Source organism: Robinsoniella sp. RHS, assembly GCF_001029355.1.
Classification (GTDB): domain Bacteria; phylum Bacillota; class Clostridia; order Lachnospirales; family Lachnospiraceae; genus Robinsoniella; species Robinsoniella peoriensis.
The window spans coordinates 246,938-265,195 of record NZ_JNGB01000003.1 but is presented as its reverse complement, the minus strand read 5'-3'; the positions used below and the strand labels follow the sequence as shown (position 1 = coordinate 265,195).

At 41.2% G+C, this 18,258-nt stretch carries 18 protein-coding genes; 17 read left to right on the top strand and 1 reads right to left on the bottom strand.

The window, feature by feature from the left end; all coding sequences use genetic code 11:
* Positions 1-122 precede the first annotated feature (122 nt).
* The 8 genes from glpK to RHS_RS02975 all read left to right on the top strand — a co-directional run bounded on the left by glpK (position 123) and on the right by RHS_RS02975 (position 7,370).
* Complete coding sequence (gene glpK / locus RHS_RS03005; protein WP_047832258.1) at positions 123-1,619, top strand: glycerol kinase GlpK; 1,497 nt, start codon at positions 123-125, stop codon at positions 1,617-1,619.
* A gap of 57 nt (positions 1,620-1,676) precedes the next feature.
* Positions 1,677-1,799 (top strand): hypothetical protein, encoded by a 123-nt coding sequence (locus RHS_RS29975; protein ID WP_276327319.1) that lies wholly within the window; start codon positions 1,677-1,679, stop codon positions 1,797-1,799.
* Positions 1,800-2,120: 321 nt separating this feature from the next.
* Complete coding sequence (locus tag RHS_RS03000) at positions 2,121-3,512, top strand: 2-isopropylmalate synthase (protein WP_044296793.1); 1,392 nt, start codon at positions 2,121-2,123, stop codon at positions 3,510-3,512.
* Between the two features lie 23 nt (positions 3,513-3,535).
* A complete protein-coding gene (locus RHS_RS02995; protein ID WP_395021081.1) occupies positions 3,536-4,237 on the top strand; it encodes a GntR family transcriptional regulator in 702 nt (233 codons plus the stop codon).
* On the top strand, positions 4,234-5,436 hold the full coding sequence (locus RHS_RS02990; RefSeq protein WP_027293907.1) for an NADP-dependent isocitrate dehydrogenase: 1,203 nt from the start codon (positions 4,234-4,236) through the stop codon (positions 5,434-5,436). The genes RHS_RS02995 and RHS_RS02990 overlap by 4 nt, the downstream gene beginning before the upstream one ends.
* A 145-nt stretch (positions 5,437-5,581) precedes the next feature.
* A complete protein-coding gene (locus tag RHS_RS02985) occupies positions 5,582-5,923 on the top strand; it encodes a PadR family transcriptional regulator (protein ID WP_044296792.1) in 342 nt (113 codons plus the stop codon).
* 1 nt (position 5,924) lies between these two features.
* Positions 5,925-6,398 carry a hypothetical protein gene (locus RHS_RS02980; RefSeq protein ID WP_047832257.1) on the top strand — a complete coding sequence of 158 codons (474 nt, stop codon included), beginning with the start codon at positions 5,925-5,927 and terminating at the stop codon, positions 6,396-6,398.
* A 75-nt stretch (positions 6,399-6,473) separates the two neighbouring features.
* Positions 6,474-7,370 carry a radical SAM protein gene (locus tag RHS_RS02975; protein ID WP_027293908.1) on the top strand — a complete coding sequence of 299 codons (897 nt, stop codon included), beginning with the start codon at positions 6,474-6,476 and terminating at the stop codon, positions 7,368-7,370.
* A gap of 142 nt (positions 7,371-7,512) precedes the next feature.
* On the opposite strand, the gene abc-f is transcribed toward RHS_RS02975, so the two are convergent.
* Positions 7,513-9,429 (bottom strand): ribosomal protection-like ABC-F family protein, encoded by a 1,917-nt coding sequence (gene abc-f / locus RHS_RS02970; RefSeq protein ID WP_027293909.1) that lies wholly within the window; start codon positions 9,427-9,429, stop codon positions 7,513-7,515.
* Positions 9,430-9,591: 162 nt separating this feature from the next.
* Here abc-f and RHS_RS02965 point away from each other — a divergent pair, with 162 nt between their 5' ends.
* The 9 genes from RHS_RS02965 to RHS_RS02925 all read left to right on the top strand — a co-directional run bounded on the left by RHS_RS02965 (position 9,592) and on the right by RHS_RS02925 (position 18,243).
* Positions 9,592-10,911 carry an aspartate kinase gene (locus tag RHS_RS02965; protein ID WP_027293910.1) on the top strand — a complete coding sequence of 440 codons (1,320 nt, stop codon included), beginning with the start codon at positions 9,592-9,594 and terminating at the stop codon, positions 10,909-10,911.
* Positions 10,912-11,072: 161 nt separating this feature from the next.
* Positions 11,073-11,723, top strand: coding sequence for a redox-sensing transcriptional repressor Rex (locus tag RHS_RS02960; protein WP_027293911.1), 651 nt, complete (start codon positions 11,073-11,075; stop codon positions 11,721-11,723).
* 82 nt (positions 11,724-11,805) lie between these two features.
* A complete protein-coding gene (locus tag RHS_RS02955) occupies positions 11,806-13,314 on the top strand; it encodes a bifunctional ADP-dependent NAD(P)H-hydrate dehydratase/NAD(P)H-hydrate epimerase (protein WP_047832256.1) in 1,509 nt (502 codons plus the stop codon).
* Complete coding sequence (gene alr, locus RHS_RS02950; RefSeq protein ID WP_027293913.1) at positions 13,301-14,470, top strand: alanine racemase; 1,170 nt, start codon at positions 13,301-13,303, stop codon at positions 14,468-14,470. The genes RHS_RS02955 and alr overlap by 14 nt, the downstream gene beginning before the upstream one ends.
* Positions 14,471-14,667: 197 nt before the next feature.
* Positions 14,668-15,015 carry a type II toxin-antitoxin system PemK/MazF family toxin gene (locus RHS_RS02945; RefSeq protein WP_027293914.1) on the top strand — a complete coding sequence of 116 codons (348 nt, stop codon included), beginning with the start codon at positions 14,668-14,670 and terminating at the stop codon, positions 15,013-15,015.
* A gap of 136 nt (positions 15,016-15,151) precedes the next feature.
* Positions 15,152-16,513 carry a hemolysin family protein gene (locus RHS_RS02940; protein ID WP_027293915.1) on the top strand — a complete coding sequence of 454 codons (1,362 nt, stop codon included), beginning with the start codon at positions 15,152-15,154 and terminating at the stop codon, positions 16,511-16,513.
* 24 nt (positions 16,514-16,537) lie between these two features.
* Entirely contained in the window at positions 16,538-17,266 is a 729-nt protein-coding gene (locus tag RHS_RS02935) for a YebC/PmpR family DNA-binding transcriptional regulator (RefSeq protein WP_027293916.1), read from the top strand.
* A gap of 168 nt (positions 17,267-17,434) precedes the next feature.
* On the top strand, positions 17,435-17,755 hold the full coding sequence (locus tag RHS_RS02930) for a hypothetical protein (RefSeq protein WP_395016278.1): 321 nt from the start codon (positions 17,435-17,437) through the stop codon (positions 17,753-17,755).
* A 188-nt stretch (positions 17,756-17,943) separates the two neighbouring features.
* Complete coding sequence (locus RHS_RS02925) at positions 17,944-18,243, top strand: LacI family DNA-binding transcriptional regulator (RefSeq protein WP_047832254.1); 300 nt, start codon at positions 17,944-17,946, stop codon at positions 18,241-18,243.
* The last annotated feature ends 15 nt before the right edge of the window (positions 18,244-18,258 follow it).

Genomic DNA, 18,258 nt, shown 5'->3' with positions numbered 1-18,258 from the left:
TATAGTTTTGCCCCGACTTCCATGAATGTCGCTTGAATCGTAATAATCAGTATGTTAAAATTAAAAATATGAATTGATAACAGAAGGGAACATTTGAAATTGCAAATGTGCAGGTAATGGATATGGCAAAGTATATTATGGCATTGGATGCTGGGACTACAAGCAACCGCTGCATATTATTTAATGAAAAAGGTGAGGTATGCAGTGTTGCCCAAAAGGAGTTTACACAGTATTTTCCAAAGCCGGGATGGGTTGAACATGATGCCGATGAAATATGGTCTTCCCAACTTGGCGTTGCCGTGGAGGCAATGTCCAAAATTGGAGCAGTCGCCGCAGATATTGCTGCGATTGGTATTACGAATCAAAGGGAGACGGCAATTGTCTGGGACAAGAAAACAGGATCGCCTGTTTATCATGCAATCGTGTGGCAATGCAGGAGGACTTCGGAATACTGTGATACATTAAAAGAAAAAGGTCTGACAGAAGTTTACCGGAAAAAGACAGGCCTGATTATTGATGCTTATTTTTCGGCGACGAAAATCAAATGGATTCTGGACAATGTGGAAGGGGCCAGGGAAAGAGCAGATAAAGGGGAACTTCTATTTGGAACGGTAGAGACATGGCTTATATGGAAGCTTACGAAAGGCAGAATTCATGTGACGGATTATTCCAATGCGTCCAGGACCATGCTCTTTAATATTAAAGACCTGAAATGGGATGAGGAGATTCTGGAAGAACTTCAGATCCCGGTAAATATGCTTCCGAATCCAGTACCTTCAAGCTGTGTATACGGAATGGCAGATGCATCTTATTTTGGAGGAGAAATACCAATTGCGGGAGCGGCGGGAGATCAGCAGGCAGCACTGTTTGGGCAGACCTGTTTTACGGCGGGAGAAGCCAAAAATACATATGGAACGGGTTGCTTTATGTTGATGAATACTGGGGAAACCCCTGTTTTTTCCAGCAATGGTTTAGTTACTACCATAGCCTGGGGATTAAACGGTACGGTCAATTATGCGCTGGAAGGATCCATTTTCGTGGCAGGAGCAGCAATACAATGGCTGCGGGATGAACTGCACCTCATAGACTCTGCTTCGGATTCCGAATATATGGCGGGAAAAGTGAAGGATACCAATGGCTGTTATGTAGTGCCGGCTTTTACCGGACTTGGTGCACCATATTGGGATCAATATGCCAGGGGCAGTATTGTGGGAATCACCAGAGGTGTCAACAAATACCATATCATTCGGGCAACCCTGGAATCTCTGGCTTATCAGGTAAACGATGTCTTAAAAGCCATGGAAGCTGACTCTGGCATAGAGGTAAGAGCGCTGAAAGTGGATGGAGGGGCAAGTGCAAATAATTTTTTGATGCAGTTCCAGTCAGATATCATAGGAGCGCCCGTACATCGCCCGGACTGTGTAGAGACAACGGCGATGGGAGCAGCATATTTGGCAGGACTTGCAGTAGAATATTGGAATAACAAAGAATCCGTTATCCAAAACTGGCAGGTTGACCGTGTCTTCAAACCGGCAATGGCGGAAAAGGAGCGGCTTAAGAAGATTAAAGGATGGGACAAGGCCGTGAAGTATGCGTTTGGATGGGCGAAGGAAGAGTAGGTTGAGGTACTGGTACTAGTATTGTAGCTGATTAAGACGCTTTGTAAATGATAGGTAGTGTACAGAAAGATGGGTGTGGGAAACTGGCATGGGCTCCGTCAGCTGGCCGCAGAACTGGTATTTTCTAACCTTTCCGAAGCGCTTTTTGGCGGCACGCGGGCATTCACCGAGAAATCCTGATGCATTTCTCGGTTCAGTACCCGCTTAGTATCCGATGGGAGCCAGTCGAATACTATCCGCCAAAAAGCACTTCGAAAAGGTAAGTAAATACTCAGCTCTGCTCTACGCTTCCTCCGCCCATGCCAGTTTCCCACACCCATCTTTCTGAGATAGCATTCGTTGATACAAAGCTGGTTTTCTCACCTACTTCTGCCGCCTGCTTCCTTACCCAGCTTATAACAGCAAAGTGTTGATTCTACAAAAAATTCCCATTTCCCTATTGACAATACGTGTATGATTGTATACAATGATACAAAATAAACCCTTAGGAGAGATTGAATCATGGATAATCGACGCGTTAAAATGGATTCCCACACAAACTTGCTGCAGTTAGAAGAGCATATGTATCATTTAGTTGACGTAGAAACGCCAAATGTTTTCCGTAACCTGTTTCCTTATGATGAAGTACCGAAGATTGCCTTCAATGACCGTATTGTGCCGCACCATATGCCGGAAGAGATCTGGATTACAGATACTACGTTTCGTGATGGGCAGCAGTCCCGCGCACCTTATACCACAGAACAGATTGTGACATTATTTGATTATTTTCATAAACTGGGCGGACCAAACGGTAAGATTCGTCAATCCGAATTTTTCTTATACAGTAAAAAGGACAGGGACGCTGTCTATAAATGTATGGAACGAGGCTATAAATTTCCGGAAGTCACCAGTTGGATCCGTGCCAGTAAAAAGGATTTTGAATTAGTTAAAGATTTGGGGATGAAGGAAACCGGAATTCTGGTAAGCTGCTCGGATTACCATATCTTCTACAAGATGAAGATGACAAGAAAGCAGGCAATGGAACATTATCTCAGTGTAATTAAGGAATGTCTGGAGACCGGTGTCAGTCCAAGATGCCATCTGGAAGATATCACGCGTGCAGATATTTATGGATATGTAATTCCATTCTGCGTAGAATTGATGAAATTGATGGAAGAATACCAGATTCCAATTAAAGTGCGCTGTTGTGATACCATGGGGTATGGCGTAAACTATGCCGGTGCTGTAATTCCCAGGTCTGTACAGGGAATTATTTATGGTATTATGACACATGCAGGTGTGCCTTCTGAGCTAATTGAGTGGCATGGGCACAATGATTTTTATAAAGCAGTCAGCAATTCCACAACTGCATGGCTTTACGGAGCGGCAGGCGTAAACTGTTCCCTTTTTGGAATCGGAGAACGTACGGGAAATACTCCGATTGAGGCGATGGTATTTGAATATGCACAGCTTCGGGGTACACTGGATGGTATGGATACAACTGTTATTACGGAAATGGCAGATTATTACCAGAGAGAGATCGGGTATCACATCCCTTCCAGAACACCATTTGTAGGGCAGAATTTTAATGTGACGAGAGCAGGTATTCACGCTGATGGTTTATTGAAAAATGAAGAAATCTATAATATTTTTGATACAGAAAAGTTCCTGAACCGTCCGGTACTGGTTGCTGTTTCCAATACGTCCGGGCTGGCTGGAATTGCACATTGGATTAATACATACTATCGCCTGCCGGAAGAAAAGCGCCTGTCAAAGGATGCGCCACTTGTTGAAATGGTGAAAAATTGGGTGGATAAAGAGTATGAAGATGGTCGTGTAACAGTAATTACTGATAATGAACTGATAAAAGTCATTGATGACTGTTGCAAAAAGTTGAATTATGTTTTAGTATAGTAGGCAGGGCAGGAGGAATCATTTTGAGTAATCATGAAATGCTTAAAGAAGTAAAAGATAAATATTCGCTTCGTGGAAGGGTGTTCCATACCATACGGGAAGATATTTTAAATGGCAGATACCGCCAGGAAGAAGAACTGCGGGAAACTGCTATCGGTGCAGAATTAGGTGTAAGCCGGACTCCGGTGCGGGAAGCCTTAAGACAGCTGGAGCTGGAAGGTCTGGTAAAGATCGTTCCAAATAAAGGTGCTTATGTGACCGGAATTACCCCCGCAGACGTCAAGGATATTTATATGATCCGTGCAAGGCTGGAAGGATTATGTGCCAGAATGGCTGCAGAGTCCATCACTCCAAAAGAGCTGGAGCATTTGGAAGAAATCATAATGTTAGCGGAATTCCATGAGAAACAGAAGCATTATGAGCAATTATTTTCGTTAGACAGCAAGTTTCATGAAACTTTATATGAAGCCTGTCAGAGTAAAATGCTGGAACATTTGTTGTCGGATTTCCACCATTATGTACAAAGGGCCCGTAAGCTGGCGCTGAAGCATCAGGAAAGGGCAGAAAAGTCGACTTATGAACACCGACAGATATTAGAAGCAATCCGTGAACGAAATCCGGATAAGGCAGATGAACTGGCTACGCTGCATATTATGAATACGATACATAATATGAATCATTACAAGATAGAAAACATTTTAGATGAAAATGGAGGACAAGCATGAGCAAAATTCAGATGAAGACACCGTTGGTAGAGATGGATGGAGATGAAATGACAAGGATTCTTTGGCAGATGATCAAAGATGAATTACTGAATCCTTTTATTGAACTCAATACTGAATACTATGATTTAGGACTGGAACACCGCAATGAGACAGATGACAAGGTGACATTTGACAGTGCATATGCAACCAAGAAATACGGTGTAGCAGTGAAATGTGCGACCATTACGCCAAATGCTGCCAGAATGCCGGAATACAATTTAAAAGAAATGTGGAAAAGCCCTAATGGCACTATCCGTGCGATCTTAGACGGAACGGTATTTCGTACTCCGATTATCGTAAAAGGAATTGAGCCATGTGTGAAAAATTGGAAAAAGCCAATCACAATTGCCAGACATGCATACGGAGATGTATATAAAGCTACAGAAATGAAAATTCCGGGAGCAGGTAAGGCAGAGCTTGTCTATACAGATACAGACGGTAATGAATCCAGAGAGCTGATTCATGATTTTACAGGAGCAGGAATCCTTCAGGGTATGCATAATGTAAATGATTCCATTGAAAGCTTTGCTAAAAGCTGTTTTAACTATGCACTTGATACCAGGCAGGATCTTTGGTTTGCTACAAAAGACACCATTTCTAAAAAATATGACCATACATTCAAAGACATATTCCAGGAGATCTTTGATGCAGAGTATGCGAAAAAGTTCGAAGAAGCAGGCATTACTTATTTCTACACACTGATTGATGATGCGGTTGCCCGTGTTATGAAATCAGAAGGCGGTTACATCTGGGCTTGTAAAAATTATGATGGAGATGTAATGAGTGATATGGTTTCTTCTGCGTTTGGTTCTCTTGCTATGATGACCTCTGTATTAGTATCTCCGGAAGGCTTCTTTGAGTACGAAGCTGCCCACGGTACCGTACAGAGACATTATTACAAACACTTAAAGGGCGAAGAAACTTCCACAAATTCCGTTGCAACCATTTTTGCATGGACCGGTGCACTTCGTAAACGTGGTGAACTGGATGATAATAAAGAATTAATGGAGTTTGCTGACAAACTGGAAAAAGCTACGGTAAAGACCATCGAAGATGGCAAAATGACAAAAGACTTAGCGCTGATTACCAGTACTCCAAACCCGGTTGTATTAAACAGCGAAGATTTCATTAAAGCAGTACGTGCTGAACTGGAGATTTAATTAAAAAATATTTATGCAGGGCATATCAGAATCAGATTGGTTTTGATATGCTTTTTGAGTATCTAAGCAGCAGTTCTTTAGATGCCAATTTATCCTGACGATGATAAAATTGAGTTATATTGTTCGAATAGGGGGAAGGATATTAATGAATGATGTACTTGAAAATAAACTTAAAAGAGTAATTTTGGATATTAAAGTTTTACATATATTAATGGAAAGACCATATTATGAAGATGAATTATTACAGGAAGTTAAAAATGATTCTAGAATTTTTGCTTCGTTAAAGGAAGGAATGTTCTATGCAAGGTTATGTGGATTACATGATCAGGAGTACATATTCTGTCAATTAGAATTTAATAAAAGTAAATCCAGATTATTAAAAATGTATAGTATTACGGAAACGGGTAAATTACAGTTAAATAAATGTAAGAAAATGTGGGAATTTGTTACGGAAGAAATGTCTGTGATTCTGGATAGGGAGGCATAGAATGGATGAAAAACAATACATAAAAAGTATACTCTTATATACAAGGTGTGGTTTTAAGAAAAAGAAAGAGTTATATAATATTCTGTCAGATATAGTAGTAGAGAAAAAAGAAAATGGCATGAATATGAAAGAGATTATGACATCCATAGGAACACCGGAGGAAGTTGCTTGTGAATTAAATGTTTACTTATTGGAAAAAAAACAATGTATGGATCAAAAGATTTTAAAGATTTATAAGACCTGTAAATATTTAAGCTATGCTGCCATTATTGGATTTTGTATAATTGTTGGATATATTTTTATAAAGCAAAACAGTATATTGCGTTTTCTTACAGAACAAAATTCATCAACTTTTGTGGCGGGTTCATCTATCATTAACATACAGGTATTTGTCCTGATATTACTTGCAATATTAATTGCTATTCTATTTGGTGCTAAATATGTTATTAAAAGAAAGTATATGTGGGAAATTTAATGATCATTAGTATAAGTATCGGAAAGGCATAACGGAATTTGTTGAATTTTGATATGCCTTTTTTGGAGGTGAAAAATGGCAGTTTACAAAGAAATTACCTGTGCATCAGCTTGTAATAAATTAAAACGCAAAATTCCCTATGGCTGGGATTTGAATATTTATCGTGGCTGCGAACATGAATGCAGATATTGCTATGCCATGTATTCCAATGAGTATCTGGGCTCAGGAGATTATTTTGAAGAAATATATGTCAAAACTAATATTGCAGAGCAGTTGGAAAAGGAACTGAGTTCTCCCAACTGGAAAAGGGAAGTTGTAAATATCGGAGGGGTTACAGACAGCTATCAGCCTGCAGAAAGTATCTATAAACAGATGCCGGATATCCTTAAATTAATGATCAGGTATAAAACGCCCTGCATTATTTCTACAAAATCTGATCTGATCCTGCGCGACTATGATTTAATTGCTGAACTGGCAGGGATCACATATGTAAATGTAGCGGCAACTATCACTTGTATGGATGAAGGAATACGGAAAAAAATAGAACCAAACGGGGCAGAATCCGTAAAGCGGTTTCAGATGCTGAAGGAGTTTTCCAAAACCAATGCATCTACAGGACTTCATTTTATGCCGATTATTCCTTATTTGACAGACAGCCGCCAAAATGTGGATGCTCTTTACCAGCTGGCAAAAGAGAGTGAAGTGGGGTATGTATTACCCGGAACGCTATATCTTAGGGGAAAGACGCGGAATGTATTTTTTGACTTTATTTCTAAAGAATATCCCAATTTGTATGAGCCGCTGAAAACGCTGTATCAAACAGGGGGAGCACCAAAGACATATAAAAACCAACTTTATCAGATGGTAAATGAATTAAAAGAAAAATACGGTTTATCCGGCAGTTATTCTAAACTAATGAAAGAGAAGATGAACCAGCCCCAGTATACACAACTCTCATTATTCGATCTGTAGAGTGGAAATATACTGGCATGTTTGATTGAGCGGCAGCAGACCGGAATAACCTGTTACGATAAAAACCCCATACTATAATCATCTGTGCAGAAACACAGGTATATTATGGTATGGGGTTTTTGATTTATCATTTCCACGCAGGCTATTCAGCCAGTTCCGCCCAGGCTTCATAAAGCGTTTCCAGTTCTTCCTGAACAGCGGCTTTTTCTGTGTTTAAGGATAGACATTTTTCAACGTCGGTATAAATCTCTTCTTTTGTCAGCAGTTCATCAATTTCGCCATCTCTGGTTTCCAGTTGGTGGATGCGGTCTTCCGTCTTTTTTAAGTCATTCTGACGTTTGCGGATACGTGCCTGTTCTTCTTTTTGCTGTTTCCAATCCAGTTTTGCGTGGTTGTCATCTTCCGATGTACCCTCAGCAGTAGCAGTGGAAGCTGCTGCATAAATCCGGGTCAGCTCATCTTTCTTTTCCAGATAATAATCGTAATTGCCGATATAGTTAACTAAAGTATTGCCGGTAAGATCCATAATACGAGTTGCCGTCTGGTTGATAAAATAACGGTCATGGGATACATAAAGGACAGTACCGGTATATTGATTTAGTGCATTTTCTAGAATTTCTTTCGAAACAATGTCCAAATGGTTGGTAGGCTCATCCAGGATGATGAAATTAGCTTTGGAGAGCATAAGTTTAGCCAGGGAAACACGTCCTCTTTCTCCACCGCTTAAATCCTTGATTCGTTTAAACACGTCATCTCCGGTAAATAGAAATGCTGCAAGGATATTACGGATTTCTGTGTTGGTAAGGTTGGGATAAGCATCGGAGAGTTCTTCAAATAAAGTTTTCTCCATGTGTAAAACATGGTGCTCCTGATCGTAATATCCGATGTGGACTTTACTTCCCAGTGTAAACTTTCCGGCATCTGCCTGAATAACACCGTTGATAATCTTTAAGATCGTTGTTTTTCCGGTACCGTTATTACCGATAATTGCAACTTTTTCTCCCCGCTTGATTTCAAAATCCAGATCCTGAAATAAGGTATTTCCATCAAAAGATTTTTTGAGTCCTTCCACGGTCAGTACATCATTTCCGCTCAGAATTTTTGGTTCCAGCGTTATGTGTATTTCAGAGGTCTGTGTTACCGGTTTGTCCAGAACTTCAATCTTATCCAACATTTTTTCACGGCTTTCCGCCCGGCGGATAGATTTTTCCCGGTTAAAGGATTTTAGTTTGGTGATAACTTCCTGCTGATGTTTGATTTCCTGCTGCTGATTTAGGTATGCTTTTAACTTTGCATCCCGGATCATCGCCCGTTTTTGCGCATAATCCGTGTAATTCCCTAGGTAGGTGGTAACCTCACCATTGTCAATTTCTACTACTTTCGTTACCACACGGTTTAAGAAATAGCGGTCATGCGCTACGATGATTACGGCACCGTTGTAGTTCAGAAGATAGGTTTCCAGCCATGCAATGGAGTTCATATCCAGGTGGTTTGTAGGCTCATCCAGGAGAATAATGTCCGGATTGGAAAGAAGCAGTTTACCAAGAGCCACACGGGTTTTCTGGCCGCCTGAGAGTGTATTGATGGGTTTGTCAAATTCGTCTTCGGTAAAGCCAAGACCCTTTAAAACCCCTACGATTTCACTTTTATAGGCATAGCCGTTTTTGTGTTCAAATTCCATTGTTAGCCGGTTATAGGTTTCCAGGATTTCGGTAAGTCTGGCACCTTCCAGGATCTTCATTTCCTGTTCCATGGTTCGGATCCGCTGTTCCAGTTCGATTACATCCCGTTTTACTTCCAAAAGTTCTTCATAAATCGTATTTTCATTTGTAACAGACTGATGCTGTGCCAGGTAGCCGATGGATTTTCCGCGGGTGATTATCACTTCACCGGAATCCGCAGGCATTTCCTGCATAATAATTTTCAGGAGGGTAGACTTACCGGCTCCGTTAATTCCCACGATTGCTGTTTTTTCACGATCTTCTATATGGAAGGAAGCATTCTTAATAATTTCAGTTGTTCCAAATGCTTTGCTTATGTTCTGACATGCAAGTATCATAAGTAATTCACCCAATCTTTCTCATATTTATCAGAAACTATTATAATAGATAATCCGGGTTTTGCAAATAGATTTCTTCAAAAATACTGGACTTTATGCATGATTTGCGATAATATAGGGATATTGTTACGTTTATGGATATACAAGAGGAGGAAATTGGTAATGAAGAAAGTAGTAAAATTTGGCGGCAGTTCATTAGCAAACGCAGAGCAGTTTCAAAAGGTAGCCGACATTATCCGTGCAGATGAAGCAAGAAGATATGTAATTCCTTCCGCACCGGGTAAACGCTTCTCAAGTGATATTAAAGTTACAGATATGCTTTATGAATGCTATGACATTGCAGAATCCGGTAAAAAATTTACCGCGAAGCTGGATAAAATAAAAGAGCGCTATAACGAAATTATCAAAGGATTGGAACTGGACCTTTCTTTGGATCATGAATTTGAAGTAATTCATGAAAATTTTGAGAACAAAGCAGGCAGCAACTACGCAGCTTCCAGAGGAGAATATTTGAATGGTATCATTATGGCAAACTATCTGGGCTATGAGTTTGTAGATGCCGCTGAAGTAATTTTCTTTGATGAAGCCGGAAACTTTGATGAAGTTAAAACAGATAAAGAACTTGCAAACAGATTAAAAGACACGGAAAGGGCGGTCGTACCCGGATTTTACGGTGCAAAACCGGACGGATCTGTTAAAACATTTTCAAGAGGCGGTTCCGATGTAACGGGTTCCATTGTTGCAAAAGCAATTCAGGCTGATTTATATGAAAACTGGACAGATGTATCCGGCTTTCTCGTGACAGATCCGCGGATCATTGAAAATCCGGAGGTAATCGAGACCATTACATACCGTGAATTAAGAGAGCTTGCATATATGGGGGCCACTGTACTTCACGAGGATGCTATTTTCCCGGTTCGCAAAGCGGAAATCCCCATTAATATTAAAAATACCAATGCTCCTCAGGAAAAGGGAACTCTGATCGTGGCTCATACCTGTCATAAACCGAAATATACGATTACCGGTATTGCCGGTAAAAAAGGTTTTGCAGCCATCAATATTGAAAAAGATATGATGAATGCGGAAATTGGATTTGGACGCAAAGTGCTTGGAGTGTTTGAAGAAAATGATATTTCTTTCGAACATATGCCTTCCGGAATTGACACCATGACCGTATTTGTACATCAGTCAGAATTTGAAGAAAAAGAACAGAAGGTACTTCAGGGAATCCAGCGAAATGTTCATCCGGATTATATTGATTTAGAATCCGATCTTGCATTGATCGCAGTAGTAGGCAGAGGAATGCGTTCTACAAGAGGCACTGCAGGAAGAATTTTCTCAGCGCTTGCCCATGCAAATATTAACGTAAAAATGATCGATCAGGGATCAAGTGAATTAAATATTATTATTGGTGTACGTAATGAAGATTTTGAGACGGCGATTAAAGCTATTTACGATATTTTCGTTACAATCCAGCTCTAACATCGATTCACCTGTCCCCATTATCGGTATGAATGTGCCAAAATGCCTGTATAACAGGAAATTTTGTATTTTCTGCCATAATAGTTTGACATGAAATTCACAATTCGTTATAATGTTTATACGATAGAGTAAACGAGATTATGCATTTGGAGGATGGTATTGTGGAGGAAAAGGAAATTTCAAAAGCCGTCATAAAAAGGCTGCCTCGTTATTACCGTTATCTGGGAGACTTGCTGGAGGATGGTGTGGAGCGGATATCTTCGAACGAATTAAGCGACCGCATGCAGGTGACAGCATCTCAGATTCGGCAGGATTTAAATAACTTTGGTGGTTTTGGACAACAGGGATACGGTTATAACGTGAAGTATCTTTACAATGAAATAGGAAAGATTTTGGGTCTGGATAAAACTTATAATATGATTATTGTAGGAGCCGGCAATCTGGGACAGGCATTGGCAAACTATGTGAAGTTTGAAAAGCGCGGGTTCTGGATTAAAGGTATCTTCGATGTAAATCCAAGGCTACAGGGCGTGACGGTACGTGGAATTGCGATTCGGATGACAGATGATCTTCCGCAGTTTGTCAGAGATAATGAGATTAAAATTGCAGCGCTTACCCTGCCTAAGGAGAACGCTGAACAGATGGCGAACCTGCTGATTGAGAACGGCGTGAAGGCAATCTGGAATTTTGCTCATATTGATCTGCGCCTGCCGGAGGATGTAATTGTAGAAAATGTACATCTTTCAGAGAGCCTGATGCAGTTATCCTATAACATTAACCGTTATGAAAGAGAACATGAAATTAAAGAATAAGTAAGTGGACAAAATAACGCGTAGGAGGATATCAGAAAGATATTTTTACGCGTTGTTTTGCGTTTGAAAGTGGGTGAAAGATATGGAGTACCTGGTAACAGCAGAAGAAATGAAGCGCTGCGATCAGACAACAATAGAAAAGATAGGGGTACCATCCATGGTTTTGATGGAACGGGCAGCCCTGGCATGTGTGGAAGAGCTGGTGGACGGCAGTTTTAACCTTGAAAATGTACTGGTGGTGTGTGGAAGCGGCAATAATGGTGGCGATGGTTTTGCCATTGCAAGGCTGCTGCATCTGCGAGGGATAGCTGTTTGTGTATATTTTGCGGGAAATGAGGCATCTTGTACACAAGAAACCAGATTGCAGAAGAATATCTGCGAAAAATATGGTGTGATTTTTGTAAGTAAGTTGGGGGTAGGTGAATATACTAGTATAGTAGACGCTATGTTTGGAGTAGGTCTATCCAGAAATATCGAAGGCCATTATGCGGATGTGATCGGTTATATGAATCAGTCAGAGGCAGCTGTTCTGGCGGTGGATATAGCTTCCGGAATCAGTGCGGACACCGGGAAAGTGATGGGAACGGCGGTAAGGGCAATAAAAACAGTAACGTTTGCATTTAAAAAGATCGGCCACGTCTTATATCCCGGAACAGAGTATGCAGGGGGCGTCATTGTGAAGGATATAGGAATTACCGTGGATGGTTTTGGAAATCAGCTGCCTGGAGTCGTCTCTTACACAGAAAGGGATATGCAGCAGCTGCCTCCCAGATTTGCGTATTCCAATAAGGGCACTTACGGAAAGGTTCTTGTAGTGGCCGGAACTTATAATATGTGCGGGGCAGCTTTTCTATCAGCAAAGGCAGCCTATAAATCAGGGGCAGGACTGGTGCGGATTTTCACGGAAGAGAGTAACCGTACCATGCTCCAGACTATGCTGCCGGAAGCGATTCTTACCACTTATGATACCTGTGATTACAGGCATGAGCAGTTGGAAGAAGCAGCAGACTGGGCAGATGTGATTGTATTTGGACCCGGAATTGGAAAGAAAGCAGAAAAGCGCAGAATGCTGGAACTTCTTATAAAGGTACAGGATAAGCCGCTTTTGATTGATGCAGATGGTCTGAATCTGCTGGCAGAAAATCCACAGCCTTTGGGCGAACGGAAACGTCCGGCAGTGGTGACGCCTCATGTGGGCGAAATGAGCAGACTCTGTCATGCAGAAAAAAAAGATATTCTGGATAACCTATTACAAACAGCGTGTACTTATGCATCTAAACAGAGAGTGGTCTGTGTATTAAAGGATGCAAGGACAATTGTATCAGACGGGCAGAAAATCTATGTGAACCAGAGTGGAAATAACGGAATGGCAGTGGGTGGTTCCGGGGATGTGCTTACGGGTATTATAGCAGGGTTGATGGCTCAGAAAATGCCGGAAGCCCAGGCGGCCAGACTAGGGGTATATCTGCACGGCCTGGCGGGTGATGCAGCACGGGACAGATGTGGTACATATGCCATGCTGGCAACCGATATCATTGAAGGATTACAGGAAATACTTATCAGAGGAGAAAAGGAACATGCAGAAATATAGCAGGGTCTGCGCTGTCATCAGCCTGGATGCCGTAGAAGAAAACTTTAAGAACATGAGAGCAAATACAAATCCGGAAACCAGGATGATTGCAGTGGTAAAAACCGACGGATACGGACATGGGGCAGTTCCTGTGGCAAAGCTTGTGGAAGATTATGATTATATCTGGGGATTTGCCGTTGCAACTGCGGAAGAGGCTCAGATTCTTAAAAGGAACCAAATCCAAAAGCCTATTCTGATTTTAGGCTATACGTTTGAAGAACATTTTGAAATGCTGGTAAGGCTTGATATACGACCGGTCGTGTTCAAATTGGATACGGCTATAGCCCTGTCGGAGGAAGCGGGAAGACAGGGAAAGACGATTTATGTTCATCTGGGATTAGATACGGGAATGAGCAGGATTGGATTTACAGATACAAAAGAGAGTATTGAAGTGATCCTGGAAATTGCTAAATTACCAAACCTTAAGATAGAAGGGCTGTTTACCCACTTCGCCAGATCGGATGAAGCAGATAAAACCAGTGCATGGGGGCAGTTTGCGCGCTGTCAGGACTTTTTGGAAAAATTGTCGGCAGCAGGGATTAGGATTCCCCTCAAACATTGCAGCAACAGTGCAGGGATTATCGATCTTCCGGAAGCGAATATGGACGCAGTGCGTCCCGGCATCAGTATTTACGGAATTTATCCTTCCCAGGAAGTAAAGAAGGAGAGTGTTCCGCTTAAGCCTGTAATGCAGCTCAAGAGCCATATTGTTTACATAAAGGAATTAGAAGCAGGAATTCCTGTCAGTTATGGTGGCACGTTTGTTACAGAAAAGAAAACAAAGGTGGCTACGATTCCGGTGGGATATGGAGATGGTTATCCACGCAGCCTGTCAGGTAAAGGATGGGTTTTGATTCATGGAAAAAAAGCGCCGATTCTGGGGAGAGTCTGCATGGATCAGTTTATGGTGGATATCAGTGAAATCGATGAAGCAAAGGAATTGGATGAAGTTACGCTGTTTGGGGAGAGCGAGGGGGCAATCCTGCCGGTAGAAGACTTAAGCAGTATCTGCGGACGTTTTCCATATGAATTTGTCTGTGATATTGGTAAACGGATACCCAGGGTATATGTCCACAAAGGGGAGATTGTGTTGACGAGGGATTATTTTAACGAATAATGCCCGGTAAGTTCAATACCCTGCAGCTTGCTGCAGGGTATTGGATCCTTGCGGCATTCGCCGGACGGACATCAAGTTTGTCCGTTTGGGCCGATGCCGCAAGAATATGAACACAAAGATGCATACTCATGAAGAATATGGAAATACTAGAGTTAATCTTTAATTAGCCATAACGTATGAATCGGAGTGTGAAATGTGTGATTATTAAACGTGGAGATATTTTTTATGCGGACCTGCGGCCGGTAATTGGGTCCGAACAAGGGGGAATCCGGCCTGTTCTGATTATTCAGAATGATATTGGAAATAAGCACAGCCCAACAGTGATCTGTGCTGCCATTACATCGAAGATGAATAAGGCGAAGCTGCCAACCCATGTGGAAATAGATGCTGGAAAATATGCGATCGTTAAAGATTCGGTCATTCTTCTGGAACAGCTTCGTACCATCGATAAAAAACGATTAAAAGACAGAGTGTGTCATCTGGATATGGAAATCTTACGTCAGGTAGACCGGGCACTTAAAATCAGTCTGGAATTATCTACATAACTTGACTAATTCCCGGGAAGATGATATATTTTCTATTGATATGTAACTGTTTCATTGTTAAACCCCTGAATAGGGTAACTTTGAAAGTGATTTTCTTTCGCACTTAACAGTACAACAAGAAGGAGTATTTTTACAAATGGATAGTGGTGGGAGTCCTGCGACAGGATTCATCGTTTTTTTAATATTTATATTGCTGGATGCAGTATTATTTGGATTTGGATCTGCCGTTCAGGCACTGAATGAAGGCGAATTGGAGCGGGAAGAGGCACAGGGCAGCAGTAAAGCCAGGATGCTTCTGCGCGCCAAGGAGGCTCCAGACCGGCTGATTAGCACAATTCAGGTCACAACAACACTTGTCTGTATGCTGACGGGCGGAGTAATGATGCATCCGGCAACTGCTTTATGGAAGCGGGTCCTGGATAGAACCGGTCTCGGACAAATATTGCCGATGGGTGTTTATCTTTTTATAAATGCGTTTTTGGCAGTTGTCTGTATGCTTTTTCTTTTGTATACATTTGGCATACTGCTCCCGAAAAAACTGGGAGCGCATTATTGCAGGAAATGGGCATTTGGACAGGTAACGCTTGTGCATACAATCGTGGTTCTGTTTAGTCCCGTTACATATTTATTTACATCAGTTGTAAATGTAATTATCCGGCTTTTTGGAATTGATCCGAAGAAATTGCAGGATGATGTAACGGAAGAGGAAATTATCTCTATGGTAAACGAAGGCCATGAACAGGGAGTCCTGGAAGCAAGTGAAGCGGAGATGATTAATAATATATTTGAATTCCGGGATAAAGAAGCCCAGGATATTATGACCCACAGGAAGAATATTATAGCGGTAAATGAGGAAAAAACCCTCAAGGAAAGCCTGCAGTTTATGCTGGACAGTACGAATTCCAGATTTCCGGTATTTGAGGATAATATCGATAATATTACCGGCATTCTGCATTTAAAAGATGCCATGCGTTTTCATACCAGAAAAGGATATGACAATTGGGCAATCAAAGATATACCCGAATTAATCCGGCCGGCCATATTTATTCCGGAGACCAGGAACATTAATCTTTTGTTCCAGAGTATGCAGTCCAAAAAGCTTCAGATGGTAATCGTTGCAGATGAGTATGGCCAGACAGCAGGCTTAATCGCATTAGAAGATATCCTGGAAGAGATCGTTGGGAATATTATGGATGAATATGATCTGGATGAGATGCTGATCGAGGAACTGCCGGACGGGAAATATATTATGGATGGTATGACGCCCCTTGAAGATGTAGAAGAAATACTTCATATAGAGCTTCAGTCAGATGATTTTGAAACATTAAATGGATATTTGATTTACCGTCTGGATAAAATACCGGACGAAAAAGAAGACTCAGAAATTATAGTAGACGGTTATGCGTTTAAGATATTAAACGTTGCCAACAAAACTATACAAAAAGTACGAGTCAGCAAATCAGAGGAAGAGATTCCGAAAGAAATAACAAAAGAATAAAGAAAGATAAAAGGAGTAATCAAGATGTCAGGACATTCAAAATTTGCCAATATTAAACACAAAAAGGAAAAAAATGATGCTGCGAAAGGTAAGATCTTTACCATAATTGGAAGAGAAATCGCTGTTGCCGTAAAAGAAGGCGGAGCTGATCCGGATAATAACAGCAGACTTCGTGATGTAATTGCAAAAGCGAAAGCCAATAACATGCCAAATGATACCATAGACCGTGGGATTAAAAAAGCTGCCGGTGATGCAAATGCAGTTAATTATGAATATGTTTCCTATGAAGGTTATGGTCCTAGCGGTATTGCTATCATTGTAGATGCACTTACCGATAATAAGAATCGTACAGCTGCCAATGTAAGAAGTGCTTTTACAAAAGGAAGCGGAAGCATCGGAACACCCGGATGTGTGTCCTATAGTTTTGATAAAAAAGGACAGATCATTATTGACAAAGAAGAATGTGAAATGGACGCAGATGATTTAATGATGATTGCTTTGGATGCAGGCGCAGAGGACTTCCAGGAAGAAGAGGACAGTTATGAGATCATTACAGATCCTGATGAATTCAGTAACGTGCGTGAAGCGTTGGAAAAAGAAGGCATCCGGATGGCGGAAGCAGAAGTAACCATGATTCCGCAAAATTATGTGGAATTGACGGATGAAACTGCGGTTAAGAATCTGCAGAAAACCTTAGACCTTTTGGATGAAGACGATGATGTACAGAATGTATACCATAACTGGGACGAGTAAGGCAGATTAAATAATTGTGAGAACAGGACTTTATGTTTGTTTCCGATGGAGACTGGCATGAAGTCTTTTTTTGCTTTAAAGGAAAATAGGTAGGAAATAGTCTATATCCAGAACATTATCATAACTCATAGGTAAGTCAAGATTGACGCAGCAAGTGTGATGTTTGCTATGAGAAGCATGTTGGCCGTGTATGAGGAGAATAAAGATGTGGACCTGCTTTGCGGAGACTGTTCGTTTCAGGAGGTGATTCCTGATTTAATGCGGATTGCAGGATATAGCAGGGATGAAAAACTGGCATTGCTGGGGAAAATAGTAACCAGGGGGATGCAGCAAGGGTTGTCCACTCCCGGAATTATGTATGATTATGCAATGCCGGGCATACAATGTGAAGGATTTATGACATCCGTATGGCTGATACAGAATACAGTGAATTTTCTGGTGCGGCGGCAAAGAATAAGGGTGATGATAACGATACCTGTAATGGTTTAGTAAATGCGATGGCAATATACAATCTCGATAGCCTGGAGAAGTACTATGGCACTCTGGATTTTGAGAAAATAATTTAAATTTGTATTAACACAAGTTAGAAATGATGTTATAATTATTATCATATATACGGATCGTTCTGAACTTTCGTACTCCCGTAATTCTAAATACTGATGAGGAATAGATAATGAATGGTGACAATTAGTAAGATTGCTGAAATAGCTGGTGTCTCAAGAGGAACGGTAGACAGGGTACTCAATAACCGCTATAAAGCAGCACGTGAAAAGGCGAAAGAACTGGTGGCTTTTGGAGTCAGTGTAAAGTTATATCTGATCAAGGAGTTGTCGGACCGGACTATTGAGCCCCTGCTTGCACAGGTAGAAGCGGATGCGCCGGACGGAATTGCGATACTGCCGCTGCAGATGGAGTCGATAGCAGTTTTCATAAAAAATGGATGCAAAAAACGTACCCATAGTTTTTATGAATCTTGATATGGAAGATACCCA

Excerpts from the sequence above, each read along its gene's own strand:
- RHS_RS02980 (WP_047832257.1), top strand. The coding sequence starts at position 5,925 with ATGGATGAAAAACAATACATAAAAAGTATACTCTTATATACAAGGTGT.
- RHS_RS02975 (WP_027293908.1), top strand. The coding sequence starts at position 6,474 with ATGGCAGTTTACAAAGAAATTACCTGTGCATCAGCTTGTAATAAATTA.
- abc-f (WP_027293909.1), bottom strand. The coding sequence starts at position 9,429 with ATGATACTTGCATGTCAGAACATAAGCAAAGCATTTGGAACAACTGAA.
- RHS_RS03000 (WP_044296793.1), top strand. The coding sequence starts at position 2,121 with ATGGATAATCGACGCGTTAAAATGGATTCCCACACAAACTTGCTGCAG.
- alr (WP_027293913.1), top strand. The coding sequence starts at position 13,301 with ATGCAGAAATATAGCAGGGTCTGCGCTGTCATCAGCCTGGATGCCGTA.
- RHS_RS02940 (WP_027293915.1), top strand. The coding sequence starts at position 15,152 with ATGGATAGTGGTGGGAGTCCTGCGACAGGATTCATCGTTTTTTTAATA.
- RHS_RS02925 (WP_047832254.1), top strand. The coding sequence starts at position 17,944 with ATGGTGACAATTAGTAAGATTGCTGAAATAGCTGGTGTCTCAAGAGGA.
- RHS_RS02935 (WP_027293916.1), top strand. The coding sequence starts at position 16,538 with ATGTCAGGACATTCAAAATTTGCCAATATTAAACACAAAAAGGAAAAA.
- RHS_RS02955 (WP_047832256.1), top strand. The coding sequence starts at position 11,806 with ATGGAGTACCTGGTAACAGCAGAAGAAATGAAGCGCTGCGATCAGACA.
- RHS_RS02985 (WP_044296792.1), top strand. The coding sequence starts at position 5,582 with ATGAATGATGTACTTGAAAATAAACTTAAAAGAGTAATTTTGGATATT.
- RHS_RS02930 (WP_395016278.1), top strand. The coding sequence starts at position 17,435 with ATGAGAAGCATGTTGGCCGTGTATGAGGAGAATAAAGATGTGGACCTG.
- RHS_RS02965 (WP_027293910.1), top strand. The coding sequence starts at position 9,592 with ATGAAGAAAGTAGTAAAATTTGGCGGCAGTTCATTAGCAAACGCAGAG.
- RHS_RS02990 (WP_027293907.1), top strand. The coding sequence starts at position 4,234 with ATGAGCAAAATTCAGATGAAGACACCGTTGGTAGAGATGGATGGAGAT.
- glpK (WP_047832258.1), top strand. The coding sequence starts at position 123 with ATGGCAAAGTATATTATGGCATTGGATGCTGGGACTACAAGCAACCGC.